Genomic DNA, 17509 nt, shown 5'->3' with positions numbered 1-17509 from the left:
ACAATCAACTTCAATATAAAAGAAAAGCAATGACACATTAATAAAAATACTGATTTATAAGATAATTTAATATTTGTATGTTTTATTAAAATTATTAATAGTTAACTATTAAACCATTACAGCTTAATCTATACGTCATAAAAACGCCTTTCTTGATGTACTTATTTACCAACATTGATGTACAGATAAATGCAAAATGTGACTGTTTTTAGTCCAGCTTACATTCTATAAATGCAGATACTACTCACTCGCAAGCAATGCTACTTGTTTCCATGCAGATATTTTGTGCGATAGTCGGCCGCTTTACCAAACAGTACAGTTAGCAGCAAAGGCACAAATAAAAGCGGGAAAAACAGGTATTTATCTTGGCCAAGCGTCATATACACGCAAAAAATAGCAAAGATAAAGGTCGCAGTAATAAAGCTACGGTGCAACCAAGGGTGATTAAACGAAAACACAGCGTACGAACGGAACATTAGAATTTCACCTTACTACTATGGCGTATAGTTTTAATTTTCTTAATAACTAATTAAAGGCGACAACATGGAGAATAATATTAACCCTCTTTCTCCACATAATCACTTTTTGACGTTGAATTATGTTTTTATCACCTTAATGATAAGTTTATTTTAATGGTAGCATCAAGCAAATATTTTAGTGCACTAAATTGAATAGCCTTCAGTACAGATAAAAACTGAGTAATTACTCTATAAATAGTTAATTTAATATCGCTCTTAATTTCAAAGGTTTAACTGGTTTACTTATAAATGAAAACCCATGTCCTCGAATTGTTTGCTGAGTTTCACTCGTCCTATCTGCACTAATAATTGCGCCTTTAAATCCAACCCCAAGCCGTAAACGGCACTGTTGGAGTACCTGTAACCCCGTTTGGTCTTTGGCGAGATGATAATCACTTAGCACAAATTTAGGCTGCCATCCATCATCTAAAGCACTCATCGCCTGTACGACATTCTCAGCTAACCTCACCTCACACCCCCATCGGGCTAGTAAGGTTTCCATTCCCAACAAAATATCAGGCTCATTGTCCACACACAGCACCTTGACCCCATGCAATGGCAATTTGTCACTCTCTGAACCTGTAGACACCACCGCAGGAGCAACCTGTTGACCACGCTCAGCGGTTAACGAAAATACCGTGCCTTTCCCCACCCAAGAACGTAACGACAATGGGTGTGCCAATACACGACTAATACCGCGCGCAATTGCCAAACCAAGCCCTAACCCGTGTTCAACCCCACCACGATCAAGGCGGGTAAACTCATTAAAGATATTGGCTTGTTTGGCTTCAGGGATCCCTGGTCCGTTATCCCACACCTCAATCCGGTAATGGCCGTTAACCCGGCGTCCACCTAACGTCACCTTGCCTTTGGGGTTATAGCGAAACGCATTGGTGAGGAAATTCTGCAGCGCCCGACGTAGCAGTTTAGGGTCTGATTGAATGACCACTTGGGTATTCACTACCGTAAAATCGATGCCTTGTTGCTTCGCTAACGCCCCAAACTCAGCTTTTAAAGTATTAAAGACATCGCAAAGCGGAAAGGCTTGGCGGTTCACTTGTAACTTGCCCGCTTCTAACCGTGAAACATCCAACAAATCACCGATCAAATCTTCTGCAGCCCCGAGTGCGCTTTCAATATGGCTGGCAAGTTGACGACTTTCATTGTCTTTTGCCACTTCACTCAATGACGAAGAAAATAAGCGCGCGGCATTAAGAGGCTGCATGAGATCATGACTCACAGCAGCAAGAAAACGACCTTTCGAGTGCGCCTGTTGCTCGGCTTGTTGCGTCGCTGTGACCAGCTTGCTGTTGAGGCGCTCCAGCTCTTGCGTCCGTTGCTGGACCCTAGCCTCTAGGTTTTCATTGGCATCTTTCAATGCTTGCTCAGCTTGGCGAAAAGCCGTGATATCAGAAAAGCTCATCACAAAACCGCCGCCAGGCATGGGATTACCTTGCACTTCAATAACCTGACCATCAGCCCGCACTCGTGATGAAGTATGCGCAGTGCCGCGTTGCAAATGGGCAACCCGTTTTGTGACATGCATTTCGGGCTCCCCCGCCCCACACAAACCTTGCTGGGCGTTATGGCGAATGACATCAGCAATTGGTCGCCCAACTTGGATCAAGCCCGGTGGGAAGGTAAATAGCTCCAAATAGCGTTGATTCCACGCCACCAGCCGCAATTGTTTATCGACCACCGCGATACCTTGGTTGATATGTTCAATCGCCCCTTGAAGTAGGCCACGGCTAAAATCAAACAACTCAGAGGCCTCATCCACAATGGTCGCCACCTCTTCGAGCTGCATATTGCGCCCCTTTAGCGCTGAGGTCAGCACCAAACGCGCCGAAGAAGCCCCAAACACCCCAGCCAATACACGTTCGGTATGGCGAATGAGCGCCGCGCTGGCTTGCTGCTCCGGAGCCAGTAGCTCAGCAGGCTGAGTCGCACTATGGTTCCCTTCGTGGTTCTGCTTGGCAAATTGTGAAAACGCGGTTCGCACCCGCTTTCGCCCCACAAAACGTGCCGCCAGCATTTCAAGTTCAGCCACCGTCACTCGGCTTTGGTACAAACTAACATCTTCTGTTTCTGGCAACGGAGCACCAACAAAAGTAGCTGCCTGTAAGCGCTCAGCCAGTGATGAGCGAGTAAACAGCGAGACCACCACATACAAACTTAAGTTAACCACCAAGCTCAGCAGCATCCCCCAATCCACCACCGTCAACTGAGCCAGAATCGGCACCGACGGTGGACTCAATAACCACAGTAAAACATTGGTGTCGGCATTACCGGCTAACATGCCAGTTTGGTTCATTAGGGTACTCACCCACACCGCAACTCCGCCAATCAGTCCGGCATACACCCCATTACGATTACCTTCACGCCAATAAATCCCCCCGAGTAGCGCAGGAGCAAACTGCGCAATCGCGGCAAACGACAGTAAGCCAATTGCCGACAGAGAAGGGATATTATCGAGTACCAGATAAAAGCCCCACGCAGCCAATAACAGCAGCACAATCAGCGCACGACGAATATTGAGTAACAAGCCAGAAAAGGCGGAAAAACGTCGTTCTGAGATCCGCAAACGGCGTAGCAACAAAGGCAGCACTAAATCATTCGAGACCATGATCGCCAGTGCGATCGTCGAGACAATCACCATTCCACTGGCGGCTGAAGTGCCCCCTAAAAAGGCCAAGAGCGCGATAGTGTCGGCGTCTTGCAACAAAGGAAGGTTTATCACATAGGTATCAGCTGCCACTTGCGGCAATAATGCTTCCCCCGCCAACGCCAGCGGCAAAACAAACAACCCCATCAGCGCTAAATAAGCAGGGAAAATCCAGCGAGCTTTATGCAGATCTTGCGCACGGCTGTTCTCAACGACTGTGGTGTGAAATTGACGCGGCAAACAGATAATCGCAATCATGGTGAGCAAGGTATGGATCAGCAGGCTTCCCCAGTTGACCGTGCTGGCTGCCATTTTTTGGTGCGCTAAGGCCTGCCAATTGAGTTCAGCACTAGAGGCTGAGAATAGTAGCCACACCGCAAAGCCACCAACAATCAAAAAGGCACCAAGCTTTACCAAAGACTCAAACGCGACCGCCATCATCATGCCACGGTGGTGCTCTGTGGTATCAATATGGCGAGTACCAAACAACACGGTAAACACCGCTAAACAGGCGGTGACCAACCATGCGATATCACCGCTATGTACGGTGCCATTTAGCATCCCATCCAAGGCGACGGAATGCCCTAAGTCAGGCGCAATTTGGCTTAACCCCATAGTGATGCCACGCAGCTGCAAAGCGATGTAAGGCAAAATACCGACCACAGCGATCACGGTGACAAACACGGCTAAACCTTGCGATTTGCCATAACGAGCTGCAATAAAATCAGCAATGGAAGTGATGTGTTCGCGCTTAGCGATCAAGATCAGGCGAGCGAGGATCCGCCAACCAAAAACAAATACGATAATAGGCGCGAGGTAGATAGGAAGGAAAGACCAAGTGTCTTGGCTAGCTTGCCCGACCGTGCCGTAGAAGGTCCACGAGGTACAATAGACTGCAATCGACAAACTATAAATCCATGGTCGCCAGCGGGCTAACCAGCTTGTTTGTTTGTCACCATACCAAGCAATGAAGAACAGTACCCCAAGGTACAGCAGTGAAACGGGTACTACGATCCATCCCTGATCCATGAACACCCCTAACCGTGTTAATTATCCGTTAACTCATGGTAACGAGCGGATCATTGACACTCAATCAGGGGGATCACAGTTCAGCAAGAAGGATCCTTGTTGCAAACTAAAAATGAAACCGAAATTAGAACAAGCCTTTCTTCTTCACTTTCTGCACGCTTGCAATGCGCTGTGACAAGGCAGCTTCATCCGATTCAGGTTGCTCAGCAGCACTCGCAGGCGCTGCGCTACCCAAGGATAAGTTGCGGATCATCTGGCTTTGCGCTTTTAGCATTGCTTTAAGCTCGGCAAGCTCTTTGCTGGTTTGCTCAGACTGCACGGCTTCAGCTGGTTGTGGCGTTTGTTGCAGCGCCTGTTGCTGCTCAACCAACAACGCTTTGATCTCTTCGAGGTGCTGAGTTTGTTCAGCAAGCGCTTGGTTTTGCTGTTCAACCAAAGTCTGCATCAGCTCGGTCGCTTGAGCGCTGCTACAGCCTTGCTCTGCCATGCGCGCTTCCAGCTGCATAAGCTGTGCTTGTAGTGGCTGACCTTGCGCCTGCATGGTTTGTGTCAGCGACATCAAGCTACTTTCCGACAAGTCCAACGCGGTTGGCATCGCAGGAGCTTCAGCTTGAGCCAATGCACTCACGGCTTGTTGCAACTGTGCCAAGCCTTGATTGACCGACGACAGATCCACAGGCACTCGTTGGCTTGCCAGATGCTGCGCAATTTCAGCAGACAGCTGCGTTGCTAGCTGCTCAGGTAATGCATTTGCCTCACTGCTTGGCTGGGCTTCAAATTGGAAACCACACACTTCAAGTTGACGACGTAGCGTGTCAACATCAATGGTGTCTCTGCCAAGGTTATCAACCAGCTTTTGGCTCAATACCGGGCTTAGCAAGTACATGTACATACCCGCCAAGTAAATGGTCTTGTGCATGTGCAAGCTCGAGTGTAACGCCATCGCATCCGATGGGTTTTCTACTAGCTGCTTGCGCTCATCTACCCATTTTTGGATCACCCCGACCGCAAAGCGGTCGGACTGAGAATTGACTAAGTCAAGGTAGATGGAATAGTTAACCCGTTTTAATTGGTTACTCATCCTCAACCTCGATTAGTGATTCAGGCGCTACTTCTAGCTCATCAAGATCTGAGTGGTACATGCAAAGTTCACGCGCTAATGCAGACTGTGCATCGCTCACTAACACAACACGATCGCCAAGCGTTGCGTACGCTTCTTTTAGTGCCGGTGCGATCAATGATGCACCACCACCCACGATGTAAACGCGGTTTGGATTCTTAGCAAATTTCTTGGCTTCGTAAGCCACAGCCGAACCCAGCTCATGGATCTTGTTTTCGATCTTAGTCAGGATAGTTTCGATCTGAGATTCGTCGTTCACGACTTCACGCACAAATTCCATATCGTAACGACGTTTGATTAGCTCGTTCGCTACTAGGTAGCTCGCGTCACTATCCGCAGCGGCAAGCGCTTTACGTGCAGCGTCTGTCACCATAGACACGCCAATTTCTTTGTTACCGTAAACTGCAGACACATCATCAAACTCGCCCACAACCACACCCATATCTAGGGTTGTACCGCCACAGTCAACAACCAGTGAACGCGTGTATTCGTTGCAGCTTGAGTTCATTAGCGTCGACAGCACTGCAGGTACACTTTCTGGCATCACAACAACATCAACCACTTCAAACAAGTCACCCTTGTTAAGGTTGATTTCACGCATTAGGTTTTGGCGTTTCTTCTCGATGTTCTCTTCGTTACGCTGACAGTCTTCTGCGTTGTAGAACTCAGTGATAGGTAGAGTTACCACTAGACGTACAGGACACGGTTCAATGCTTGTTTGTAGCAAAGCATGGTGAACACCTAGTAGGTTTAAATCATCGTATTGGTAATCAACATGCGTGGTTTCTAGCGCCTTGTCAGAAGTCGCATCGTAAGTGTACTTAGTCGTACCGATTGTGTAGTTGTACACTTTTTTGTCACGACGAAGTGCTGCACTCTTCCAATCCTTACGGAATGAGTTTGGCGAGATGATGGTTTTCAGTTGGCTATTTTCAATCCAGCTCACTTTCACATTGGTAGAGCCATCATCAACCGCAAAGGTAAACGCAGAAACTGTCATATTTTTACTCGCAAAATTTTCTTATCAATAACAAACAGAGAAGCCGAAGACGATAGGCTCATCTTCGGCTTTCAATTTAATCAAGCACTTATCTTGGTGACAATGTGCTCATCTCTTCTACAATCGTTAATTGGTCATCACATCCAAACGACTGACCGGCTGATTGGCTTCGGCAAAATGCCGTGCTTTCTGAATCGCCGGGCCATCCGTGATTGCGTGTCCATGACCGAACAGCAAGGCCAGCTGTTGGTCTGCTTCTTTGGTCAAAATCATCATTTCTATCCGACGATTTTTACCGCTTTTAGGATCATCTTCATTAACCAACATCCGTTCTGCCATTGCAGCCACCTGCAATACATTACCCGCAGGTAAGCCAGAGTTGACTAATGTCTGACGCGCTTTAAGGGCACGTTCTCCCGATAGCTCCCAGTTCGAGTAATTCTCAGAGTAGAACTTGGTGACATCGGTATGACCACTGATCACCATTCGGTTTTTGATCTGACCAAGCAGCGGTGCCAGATTGTATAGCATATCTTCAAAAAATGGCGTCATATTTGAGCTACTACGCTCAAACATAAAGTGGCGGTTGCTATCTTGGATCAAAATGCGCAACCCTTGCGGCACAATTTCCATCACCACATTTTCAGATGCTGATAAGGCTTCCGCCACCGATTCCAGCTCGGTTGCCAACATCATCAGCTGAGCGGTTGATAAGTGTTTTCCTGCCAGCATGGAGTTCAACTCTTTACCACGCCCAGCATTAGCACCTTCAGTGCCTTCTGGAATTTGCTGGTGAAGCGAGACATCCAACTTATTGTTACCACTCAACTTCGACTGTACCGGGTTTTCAAACGGAGATGCTTGACCACCAAAATCAATCGGAAACGGGCTATTGGAGATATCGAATACGTTCTCCATATTGTCGAACACACTGCTATTTTGCAGGCGATATTGGATCTCTTCCCGCTCTTCTTGCGAAGCGATTTCCATGATCCACAACACCATAAAAAACGCCATCATCGCAATCGCAAAGTCGGCGAAGGCCACTTTCCATGCTCCACCGTGGTGCTCATCGTGGTGACCACGCTGTTTCTTTTTAACAATGATAATATGAGGTTCTTTACTCATTTCATCAATCTCCGGTCACCCAAGATTCCATCTCGGCGAACGACGGTTTGTATTCGCTATGCAATACTTTACGACCCGCATCCAGTGCTAACAGGGTAGGTTTACCTTGTACCTGCGCCACCAAGATTGCAGCTGTCATGTTTAGCGCCATCATTTCTTTTTTCACCAAGCCAGCGATACCGGCTGCAATTGGCTCACACACACCGTAAGCCATCAATACACCGATAAAGGTACCTACCAGTGCCGCCGCAACTTTTACACCGATCAAAGTCAGTGGACCACCGATGTTCTGCATGGTTACCACGATACCCAATACCGCCGCGACGATACCAAAGCCCGGCATTGCTTCACCCACTTTGCCCATCGCTTTTGATGGTCGCAGTAAGTCTTCTTCTAGGGTGTGAAGTTCCATTTCTAACACCGCTTCGAGATCGTGATGGTTCATTTTACCCATCGCCATCATGCGCAGGTTATCGGTAATAAAGCTTACTAACACATTCGACTGGGCAACTTCTGGGTACTTTTTGAAAATGTCACTGCTTTCCGGATTTTCAATGTGATCATCCAGTTTCTTGATCCCGTCTTTACGAATCGTTTCCAGCAACTCAAACATCAGCGCTAATACTGATTTGTAATAGTCATCGCTGTAGCCCTTACCCATTAACATTTTGATGCGAGTCATAATGTTTTTTAGGACGTAGCTTGGGTTCGAGATCACCATCGCACCAACAGCAGCACCAATGATGATGATAATTTCCGCAGGCTGCCACAAGGCGGCTAATTTACCTGTTGCCATCAAGTAGCCACCAACAACGCTACCAAATACGATGACAAAACCAATAATCATTTGCATGGGTGATACTCCGCTATACCGACTCTCGCCAATCCACTAGCATGCTTTGTAGTGTTTTTAAGGCTTTCTTGTGAATTTGGCTAACACGGGCTTCTGTTAATTCAAAAACCAGTGCGATTTCTTTTAAATTCATTTCATGCTCATAGTAAAAAGTGAGCATCAGCTGTTCGCGTTCGGTCAAACGACTGAGCGCTTGACGCATGGCTTGCTGCAACAGTGCCTTTTCGTGCGCCTGACATTGAAAGCTCAACCCGAAGAACTGTTCGCCTTCTTCCTGTAAACCTTCAAAACTACCAAGACTTTCCGCTTGAACATCAACACGGCGACGATGCACTTCGTTTAAATCGAGATCGAGCTCCGCAGCCAATTCCGCATTGGTTGGCTCACGCCCTAAACGGCGACTCATTTGACGCTCAGCATCGCGCAGTTCATAACTGCGTTGACGATAGCGACGTGAACGCCAGTCCATGCGGCGCAACTCATCAAGAATCGCACCACGAATACGCTGGGCGGCGAGGCGCTCTAAGGCTTCATCGCTCTCATCTTGGTAACGACGGATCACATCCAGCAGTGCCATCAAGCCAATTTGCTCCATGTCTTCACTGGAAATCACGGCATTGACCTGCGGTGTCATATGACGCACCACACGGCGCACCAAAACGGCATACTTGCTAAGCAAGCGTTGTTCACGCGCCTGCTGACCAAACTGCTGATGTTGTTGGTAGGCATTCACCCCTTGCGGGTCGACCATGGCGGCACTGTGCATGTCCACTCCTTATTGAACAACCATCTTAGTGATCAGCACTTTATCAATGCCATTGGTTGAACTCATTTCACTCATTACTGACACCAAATGCTGACGCAATTCAGTTTGCAGAGTGGCAATAGAACCTTGCTCAGCCAGATCCTTATAATGTTTCTCGCTAAGCTTAGTGATCACCGCATTACGGATCACAGGCATGTAATCTTCCAGCTCTTTTAGGCTGGCCTCTTGGTAACTCATGATCGACAGTTCCAGCATCAAATAATGCAAGCGATCATCGCCCTTAACACTCAACACAAATTTAGTGAGTGGCAAAAATACGGGCTTTTTCACAAGCGCTTTAGTTGGCACCACACTTTCAGCGGTCATCTCAACTTGAACCGCTTTTTGTTGTTCGAGATACCACCAACCGCCACCTGCGGCAGCAAGAACCAGTGCCCCTGCTGCTAGGATTAGCGGTAATTTTGATTTTTGTTGTTGTACTTCTTCTGTCATTTTCTTGGTATCACTAAAACTTAAACTACAGACTCAAAACGGCTGGCATCCGCTTGTGCCTTATGATGGTGATTTCCCGCCTGTGTAATCACAGTTTGATTAGCAGCAATCACTTCTTCTTCATTCCCGTGTGAACCTCGTGAATGCTGACCTTGCTGCTGCCCACTCGATACCGATACATCACCCAATTGCAGCTGACTACCATCGAAGTCCATGCGCAAACGCTCGGCATTTGCCATCAAGGCTTCACGTAGCTGTGGGTGAGCAGCGGTAAAGTGGACCGACACCTTGTCACCATCCATACGCAAGTTGATATCCAACTTACCGAGCTCTGGTGGGTCAAGGCGTACATGCGCTTGCTGAAGGTGATCGGCTTTACTGAATTGAATACGCGAACGAAGCTGTTCAACTAGGTCACGTCCCCACTCAGGTTCACTGATATCCACACTGGCATGAAACTGCTGAGCTGCCATTTTTGCCGCTTGCTCTGTACTACTCGCACTTAAGTGCTGGAAGCTCGGGGTCACCGATGCGTGCAGACCTTGGCTATGGGCTTGGTTGGCGGCAATCAAACGCTCTAATGCAGGCATTTGTCCCTCTAACTTACCGCTTTCCATTAATTGCTGAATGGCTGGCATCAGATCAGCACTTTTATTGCCATCCAACTTTTTATTCGCCAGCAGCTGTTGCAACACTTGTTCAGGCTCCAACTTACCCGCTTCAAGACGACTATCTGCCGCGGCTTGATTGGCTGCAGGCACGATGTGTTGTCCGAATTTTTGCTGATCGCCTTGCAGCTGTGCTTGTTGAGTCAAAGCAGCCAGTAGCGCTTGACCTTTAAGCTCAGATTGCGGATTGGCTTTACCCTCAATCGCATTCAGAGCAACATCACCTGCAGTTTTTTCTGGCGAACCCGCCTGACCACCCATCATGCGCTTTAGCTGCGCAAGATAAGTATCAGAGACCACAGGCTGAGCTTGCCCTTCCGCCGTGATTGGCGAATTCATTACGTTCTCTTGTTCAGTCGTGTCTAATTGATCATCTTTCGAGGTATCAGCACGATCTAATTTCTGCTCAAACTGCTGAAACCCCATCGGCTCACCCAGTGAATTACTTTTCTTCACGGCAGGGTTGGCTTTAGTAGCATCATTGTTGGCACTGAACGTATTAATTGAATTCGCTATCGCTTGCATGGAGTATCTCAGCGGTTTTGCAGGTAAGCCTGCATACCTTCGTTATTGGTTTGTTGTTGTTGGATTTGTTGTTTTATCTCGGCTTTTTTGTCTTCACCACGCGCAATCATCTGGCTGTAAAACTGGTTCAATTGCGCCAGTTTCTGTTTTACACCTGCACTTTCGGATGCTTGTCGTAGCTTAGGAATTGCCTGTTGTAATTTTTGATCGAGAGCGGACAACTGATCCCAGTCATCCGCGGCGAGTGCCTGTTGAAAACGTGCTAACAGACCATCAAGTTGCTGCTCAATCTTCATTCGCAACTTGAACACGATCAGGCTTCAGTACAACCCAGCCCTCGAGAATTTCACGGATCAAGTGACTCACTTCGTCAATGGCGGCCACGTCATTTTGAATGTTGGCTTCAAACAAACGACGACCGCAGTAATCATAAAGACGGAACAGCTCTTGCGTCACATCACCGCCTTTTTGCTCATCCAGTACCGAGCTCAAGCCGTTTAAAATGTCGAGACACTTAGTGATCGTCATGCCTTTATCGGCAATTTGACCGCGCTCCATGTAACCACGAGCACGGCTTAGGTTATCGAGCAAACCTTCCAGTAACATCTGGATCAAACGGTGTGGACTCGCCGATGCTGCTTGCGCATGGTTCTGAGATTGTTGGTAGGCACCTAGGCCTTCAGGATTCATCATGGTATGAAAGTCTTTTTTCTTTATGCCAGCATGCCAATCAACATGCTTTGGGTTTGGTTCATATTGGCAATCTTGGTATCCATTTGCGCATAATAAGCACGTAGCGACAGTGTTTTCGCTTTCATGCGCTCATCAAGCTGCTCACGTTCTTTTTCTAATTGCTTGTTGTTGTATTCAAGCTGATCGGTACGTTGATCGTAAATACCACCGTTTTTGTGGTAGTCATCCAGCACAGTCAGCATTTTATCCATCATGCCCGGCTGAGTTTCAGTACCGACAAACAAGTTAGAAACTTGTTCAAAATCATCTTTGATTGCTTTATCTAGCTTGGTGTCATCAATTTCCAACACCCCTTTACGGCTAGTGGTAATGCCAAGCTGAGACAAAGTCACAAAAGTTGATGCATTGTATTCATCAGAGATCACGCCACGTAGACGGCTTGTCATACTTCGTACTGAAGCATTACCCGATAGCGCTGCCGCCTTATCTTCGCTGGATTTGGTGTAGGTATTCACCGTCTCCATGATCTTGTTGTATTCGTCGACAAACTTTTTAACGTTGTCTTTTACCGCGCTTTGGTCCGATTCAACCTTAACGTTGACCTTACCCTCAGCTTTTAAATTCAGAGTGATGCCATCAATGGCATTTTCCATCTTGTTACTGGCTGACGTTAACTTCATCGAGCCAAACATCACTTCGGCATCTGCCGCCGCTTGCAGCGATTGCACACCGTGAGCTGCATCTGCCGGCAAGGTGTTATTTTTTGTTACTAGTCCGTTTACCGACACGGAACCAAACTGATTCTTAACACCGGTATCGGTCGCATTCAGTACCATGCTGATACCATCACCACTGCGAACCAGTGTTGCTTTTACATTTTTATTGTTTGGGTCGGTGTTAATCGCTTTCTGGATCTCATCCAGTTTTACACCTTCGGTCGACAAACGTGTTTTTTCGTCAGCGATCGCTTTTAAGCGCTTTTCGTAAGTATCGTGTCGATCTTTATCGTAGTTTTCATGACTAGGATCTGTCAGCGCTTTTTTCGCTTCGTCTTTCTGCGCTGGATCGCTTAAGTCATAGCCGTGCTTTTTAGCTACTGCTTCAAGCTCACTTTGCTCAAGCTCGGTCTTTTTCGTATCTTGGGCGGCAACGAGTTTGTCTTTTAACTTAGCGATATCAATAGTGACTTCTTCGCCTGGCTTACCAAACTTGATTTCACCTTGAGTGAAGGTGGTATCCTCACTCACTTTGAACACCTGATCACGCTGCGCTGCTGCCAACTTCTTCACATCAAAGTTGTACTCACCCGGCACCGCATTAGCGTCAACCGCCACACTCAAGAAGTCTTCATTACTCAGCGTCGCTTTAAGTTTTTCTAATTCACGCTTAGAGCCAAGATCTTCTACTGTGTCACGAAAACTGTTGATAGCATTTTGAATTTCTTTCAACGCTTCGATTTCAGCAGTGTTCATCCCCTCCTGACGATTAATCTGGTTATCTTTGGGCGCACGCTCAGCTGCGACGATAGCTTGAATCATCGCTTCGTAATCAATCCCTGAGCCAATACCTGTCATAATCATGCTGCGCTATCTCCATTCAGAAAGGAATGTGGTACCACTTGCTTCACTCGCCAACGTATAAAGCAAATTTCATACCAACTTTAAGTTATTGATTTTAATTGAAATGATAAAAATAAAGCGGAAGTAAAACTTCCGCTTCGTTGGCTTACGTTGATAATAAGTCCGAGACCGGAACCAAAATTAACGTAGTAGCTGAGATACCATGCTTGGCATTTGGTTAGCTTGTGAAAGCACTGTGATACCTGCTTGCATCATAGTGTTTTGCTTAGTCATGTTCGCTGATTCTGCTGCGATATCTGCATCCATGATGCGACCTTTCGCTACAGACATGTTTTCAGCGATGTTACCAAGGTTGTTGATAGTAGATTGGAAACGGTTTTGAGTCGCACCTAGGTCTGCACGTACTGCACCTACGTTTTCAATCATCTTATCGATTTCTTGAATTGCTTTCTCAGAACCCGCAACGTCGTTGATTGCGCCAAGGTTAGCTGTATCTAGAGAGTCAGAATCAACTTTAACGCTGATTACGTTTGGATCTTTAAATGCAGAGCTATCAACTTTTGCATTATCCATTGCGGTTTTCAGTGCGCTCATGTCGTAAGAACCATCAGCAGCTGCTGTTGGTAGCTTAACGCCATTGTTAGTACCCGCATCTTCAGTTACAGCTTTAGTCGCTGTCGCTAGTGCATTTAGGCTTGTCGCTTCCGCTTTACCACCAGTTGCCAAGGTGATTTTTACGTTTGTGCCAGGAGTTGCACCGTCTTCAACTGTTGCGTCAATTCCCATTTCTTTTAGGAATTTTTCTGCATCAGCCTTACCACCTAGTGCAGCGATATCAGCTGATTTCGTACCGTCAGTCAGTGCAGCAACAGCTGCTAGTTTAGTTTCAATTGCTGCAACGTCAGCATTTTTAGTTTTAGAGTCAGACGCTACGCCCAGCTTAGACAGTGCATCGTCAACTGCTTGCGTTGCATTTGATTTAGATGTCTTAGCAGGATCAACAGTTGTTACATCTGCACCCACTTGGAAGTCAACACCGTTAGACAGTTTGTCAAACAGCTTCTCGCCTTTACCAAAAGTCGTTGTTTCTTGGATACGGTTTAGCTCTTTAGTCATTGCTTGGAATTCTTTATCCAGAGCAGTGCGGTCAGCATCTGAGTTAGTGCCGTTCTTAGATTGAACAGACAGGTCACGCATACGTTGTAGGATGTTAGTGTACTCTTGTAGTGCACCTTCAGCCGTTTGTGACATTGAGATACCGTCGTTCGCGTTACGCTTCGCCATGTTTAGACCGTTAACTTGAGAGTCCATACGGTTAGCGATTTGTAGACCTGCAGCATCGTCAGCAGCGCTGTTGATACGTAGACCTGTAGATAGGCGTTGTAGTGAGTTGTTTAGTGAACCTTGCGTGCTTTGCAGGTTACGCTGTGCATTCAAAGATGCGAAGTTTGTGTTGATGCTCATTGCCATGAGAGTCGTCCTCTATTTCAAAATATCCACAGTTGCCGACTACCGGCAATGGAATTGCTTATTACTTTTTGAGAGCGACCCGCTTTTTATGCTTCTTAAGCAATTTTTTCACTATTTTCGAAAATATCTTTTTATCTCTTTCAAAACAAAAAGATAGATAACACAACACAAAAAGCGAGCCCGAGGCTCGCTTCTTAACTTCAACACTCCACGTTATAGCTCTTTTATTAAATAGCTAAATCGCGAATAAGTGCGTTGCATAAATTAACGAAGTAGCTGAGATACCATGCTTGGCATTTGATTAGCTTGTGAAAGCACTGTGATACCTGCTTGCATCATGGTGTTTTGCTTAGTCATATTCGCTGATTCTGCTGCGATATCTGCATCCATGATACGGCCTTTAGCAACAGACATATTTTCAGCGATGTTACCAAGGTTATTGATCGTTGATTGGAAACGGTTTTGTGTCGCACCAAGGTCAGCGCGTACCGCACCGACACTTTCAATCATATTATCGATTTCTTGAATTGCTTTCTCTGAACCCGCTACATCACTGATTTTACCTAGGTTCGCGGTATCAAGAGCTTTTGAATCCACTTTAACGCTGATTACGTTTGCATCTTGTAGCTTAGATGATTCTACACCCGCTTTTTCCATTGCCGCTTTCAAGCTAGTCAGATCGTTACTATCTTTAATGTTCGTACCATCGAACTTCACCCCCCCCGTTACTTCAGCAGCAAGAGCAACTTTCGCTTTCTGATCATCATCTAGTGTTACAGAAGCTAGGTCATCTTTATCATTAAATGTTGAAACACCAAGAGCCTTGTTCATCGCCGCTGCTTCGTCAGCATCTAACTTACCAGCCTTGCCCAATTTCGCAGCACCAGAAGCAATCTTACCCGCCTCTGTATCATCAATACCGCCCAATGCTTTCGTCACATCAGCAAGTACTGCTTTAGTATCATCTTTCGACATTTTGGCTGGTTCAATACCCGCCACATCTGCACCCACTTGGAAATCGACACCTTTAGACAGCTTATCAAACAACTTCTCACCCTTACCAAACGTCGTGGTATCTTGGATACGAGTAAGCTCTTTGGTCATCGCTTGGAATTCTTTATCCAATGCTGCACGATCAGAGTCTGAGTTGGTGCCGTTCTTAGATTGAACTGACAAGTCACGCATGCGTTGCAGGATGTTAGTGTACTCTTGTAGTGCACCTTCCGCCGTTTGTGACATTGAAATACCATCGTTCGCATTACGCTTCGCCATGTTTAGACCACTCACTTGCGAGTCCATACGATTAGCAATTTGTAGACCTGCCGCATCATCTTTTGCACTGTTGATACGAAGGCCTGTTGATAGGCGTTGTAGTGAACCGTTTAGGGAACCTTGCGTGCTTTGCAGATTACGCTGTGCATTCATAGATGCAAAGTTAGTGTTGATGGTCATTGCCATGAAAGTCGTCCTCTATATTCAAAATATCCACAGTTGCCGACTATCGGCAATGAAAATGCGGTATATCTCTCCACAGCGACCATTAGAATTTAAAGTTAAACCTTTTTTTGTTTTATTTCGCACCTTACCCTAAATGCAATAAAAAAGGCGAACATCTTTCAATGCTCGCCTTCAATTACCTTTAACCGTAATGGTTAAACTAGCTCATTACGAATTAACGTAGTAGCTGAGATACCATGCTTGGCATTTGGTTAGCTTGTGAAAGCACTGTGATACCTGCTTGCATCATAGTGTTTTGCTTAGTCATGTTCGCTGATTCTGCTGCGATATCTGCATCCATGATGCGACCTTTCGCTACAGACATGTTCTCAGCGATGTTACCAAGGTTGTTGATCGTAGATTGGAAACGGTTTTGCGTCGCACCAAGATCTGCACGAACAGAACCTACGTTTTCAATCATCTTGTCGATTTCTTGAATCGCTTTTTCAGAACCCGCAACATCACCGATTGCACCTAGGCTAGAAGTATCTAGTGATGCAGAGTCAACTTTAACGTTGATTACGTTAGAGTCTTCAAGTTTTGAAGATGTGATACCAGCTTTATCCATCGCTGCTTTTAGTGCAGTTAGGTCATTGGTACCAGTACCATCTGCCGCATCGTTTGCAGGAGTAACGCCTTCAGCAGCAAGACCAGCAGCTAGCTTATCTTTTTGCTCTTGGCTCAGGGTTGTTTTATCAAACGTCGCATTACCGTCTGTTGCAAGTGACAAACCTAAAGCTTTGTTTGCCGCTTCAGCTTGCGCAGCAGTTAGCTTTTTAGTGCCGTCCATTTGACCATCAGCAGCCTTAAGATCAGTCAAATTAGCACCGCCAAGTTCTTTAGAAACATCAGCTTTAACTTTAGTTGTGTCTGCTTTAGTCATTGTTGTTGCGTCAACTGGATCAACATCAGCACCAACTTGGAAATCAACACCTTTAGACAGCTTATCAAATAGCTTCTCGCCTTTACCAAAGGTCGTTGTCTCTTGGATACGGTCTAGTTCTTTAGTCATTGCTTGGAATTCTTTATCCAATGCCGCGCGGTCAGAATCAGAGTTAGTACCGTTCTTAGATTGAACAGACAGGTCACGCATACGTTGTAGGATGTTAGTGTACTCTTGTAGTGCACCTTCAGCCGTTTGTGACATTGAGATACCGTCGTTCGCGTTACGCTTCGCCATGTTTAGACCGTTTACTTGAGAGTCCATACGGTTAGCGATTTGTAGGCCAGCAGCATCATCTTTAGCGCTGTTGATACGTAGACCAGTAGATAGGCGCTCTAGTGAAGTGTTAAGTGAACCTTGTGTGCTTTGTAGGTTACGTTGCGCATTCAGAGATGCAAAGTTGGTGTTGATGCTCATTGCCATGAGAGTCGTCCTCTATTTCAAAATATCCACAGTTGCCGACTACCGGCAATGGGTTTCGTTGCTATTTTGATTAAAGCGACCTTTATTTTTCAGCCTTAAGTATTCACACAATTTATTTATCACCACTTCAACAAACGTG

15 protein-coding genes are annotated in these 17509 nt (G+C 46.2%); all 15 read right to left on the bottom strand.

The window, feature by feature from the left end; translation table 11 throughout:
* Positions 1-260: 260 nt before the first annotated feature.
* Positions 261-476, bottom strand: a complete 216-nt coding sequence (locus A3K86_RS09835; protein WP_068330729.1) for a hypothetical protein — start codon at positions 474-476, stop codon at positions 261-263.
* Between the two features lie 241 nt (positions 477-717).
* On the bottom strand, positions 718-4212 hold the full coding sequence (locus tag A3K86_RS09830) for a PAS domain-containing hybrid sensor histidine kinase/response regulator (RefSeq protein WP_068330728.1): 3495 nt from the start codon (positions 4210-4212) through the stop codon (positions 718-720).
* A gap of 124 nt (positions 4213-4336) precedes the next feature.
* Entirely contained in the window at positions 4337-5293 is a 957-nt protein-coding gene (locus tag A3K86_RS09825) for a hypothetical protein (RefSeq protein ID WP_068330727.1), read from the bottom strand.
* The gene (gene parM / locus A3K86_RS09820) at positions 5286-6332 is read right to left on the bottom strand and encodes a plasmid segregation protein ParM domain-containing protein (protein WP_068330726.1); all 1047 of its coding nucleotides are present in this window, start codon (positions 6330-6332) and stop codon (positions 5286-5288) included. Before parM ends, A3K86_RS09825 begins: the two co-directional genes overlap by 8 nt.
* Positions 6333-6458: 126 nt before the next feature.
* Entirely contained in the window at positions 6459-7460 is a 1002-nt protein-coding gene (locus A3K86_RS09815) for a flagellar motor protein MotB (protein WP_068330725.1), read from the bottom strand.
* Positions 7461-7464: 4 nt separating this feature from the next.
* Positions 7465-8313: a flagellar motor stator protein MotA gene (gene motA, locus A3K86_RS09810; protein ID WP_068330724.1), complete on the bottom strand. Its 849-nt coding sequence runs from the start codon at positions 8311-8313 to the stop codon at positions 7465-7467.
* Between the two features lie 13 nt (positions 8314-8326).
* The gene (locus A3K86_RS09805) at positions 8327-9079 is read right to left on the bottom strand and encodes a FliA/WhiG family RNA polymerase sigma factor (protein WP_068330723.1); all 753 of its coding nucleotides are present in this window, start codon (positions 9077-9079) and stop codon (positions 8327-8329) included.
* A gap of 9 nt (positions 9080-9088) precedes the next feature.
* Positions 9089-9571 carry a flagellar basal body-associated FliL family protein gene (locus A3K86_RS09800; protein WP_068330722.1) on the bottom strand — a complete coding sequence of 161 codons (483 nt, stop codon included), beginning with the start codon at positions 9569-9571 and terminating at the stop codon, positions 9089-9091.
* Positions 9572-9591: 20 nt separating this feature from the next.
* Positions 9592-10764 (bottom strand): flagellar hook-length control protein FliK, encoded by a 1173-nt coding sequence (locus A3K86_RS09795; protein WP_068330721.1) that lies wholly within the window; start codon positions 10762-10764, stop codon positions 9592-9594.
* Positions 10765-10772: 8 nt separating this feature from the next.
* Positions 10773-11060, bottom strand: a complete 288-nt coding sequence (locus tag A3K86_RS09790) for a hypothetical protein (protein ID WP_068330720.1) — start codon at positions 11058-11060, stop codon at positions 10773-10775.
* On the bottom strand, positions 11050-11457 hold the full coding sequence (gene fliS / locus A3K86_RS09785; protein ID WP_068330719.1) for a flagellar export chaperone FliS: 408 nt from the start codon (positions 11455-11457) through the stop codon (positions 11050-11052). The genes A3K86_RS09790 and fliS overlap by 11 nt, the downstream gene beginning before the upstream one ends.
* A gap of 20 nt (positions 11458-11477) precedes the next feature.
* On the bottom strand, positions 11478-13037 hold the full coding sequence (gene fliD, locus A3K86_RS09780) for a flagellar filament capping protein FliD (protein ID WP_068330718.1): 1560 nt from the start codon (positions 13035-13037) through the stop codon (positions 11478-11480).
* A 180-nt stretch (positions 13038-13217) separates the two neighbouring features.
* On the bottom strand, positions 13218-14507 hold the full coding sequence (locus A3K86_RS23075) for a flagellin N-terminal helical domain-containing protein (protein WP_068330717.1): 1290 nt from the start codon (positions 14505-14507) through the stop codon (positions 13218-13220).
* Between the two features lie 264 nt (positions 14508-14771).
* The gene (locus A3K86_RS09770; RefSeq protein WP_068330716.1) at positions 14772-15965 is read right to left on the bottom strand and encodes a flagellin N-terminal helical domain-containing protein; all 1194 of its coding nucleotides are present in this window, start codon (positions 15963-15965) and stop codon (positions 14772-14774) included.
* Between the two features lie 214 nt (positions 15966-16179).
* Positions 16180-17370, bottom strand: coding sequence for a flagellin N-terminal helical domain-containing protein (locus tag A3K86_RS23070; RefSeq protein ID WP_068330715.1), 1191 nt, complete (start codon positions 17368-17370; stop codon positions 16180-16182).
* Positions 17371-17509 lie beyond the last annotated feature (139 nt).

Source organism: Photobacterium jeanii (assembly GCF_001650345.1).
Classification (GTDB): Bacteria; Pseudomonadota; Gammaproteobacteria; order Enterobacterales; family Vibrionaceae; genus Photobacterium; species Photobacterium jeanii.
This window is presented reverse-complemented; position numbering and strand designations above follow the sequence as displayed.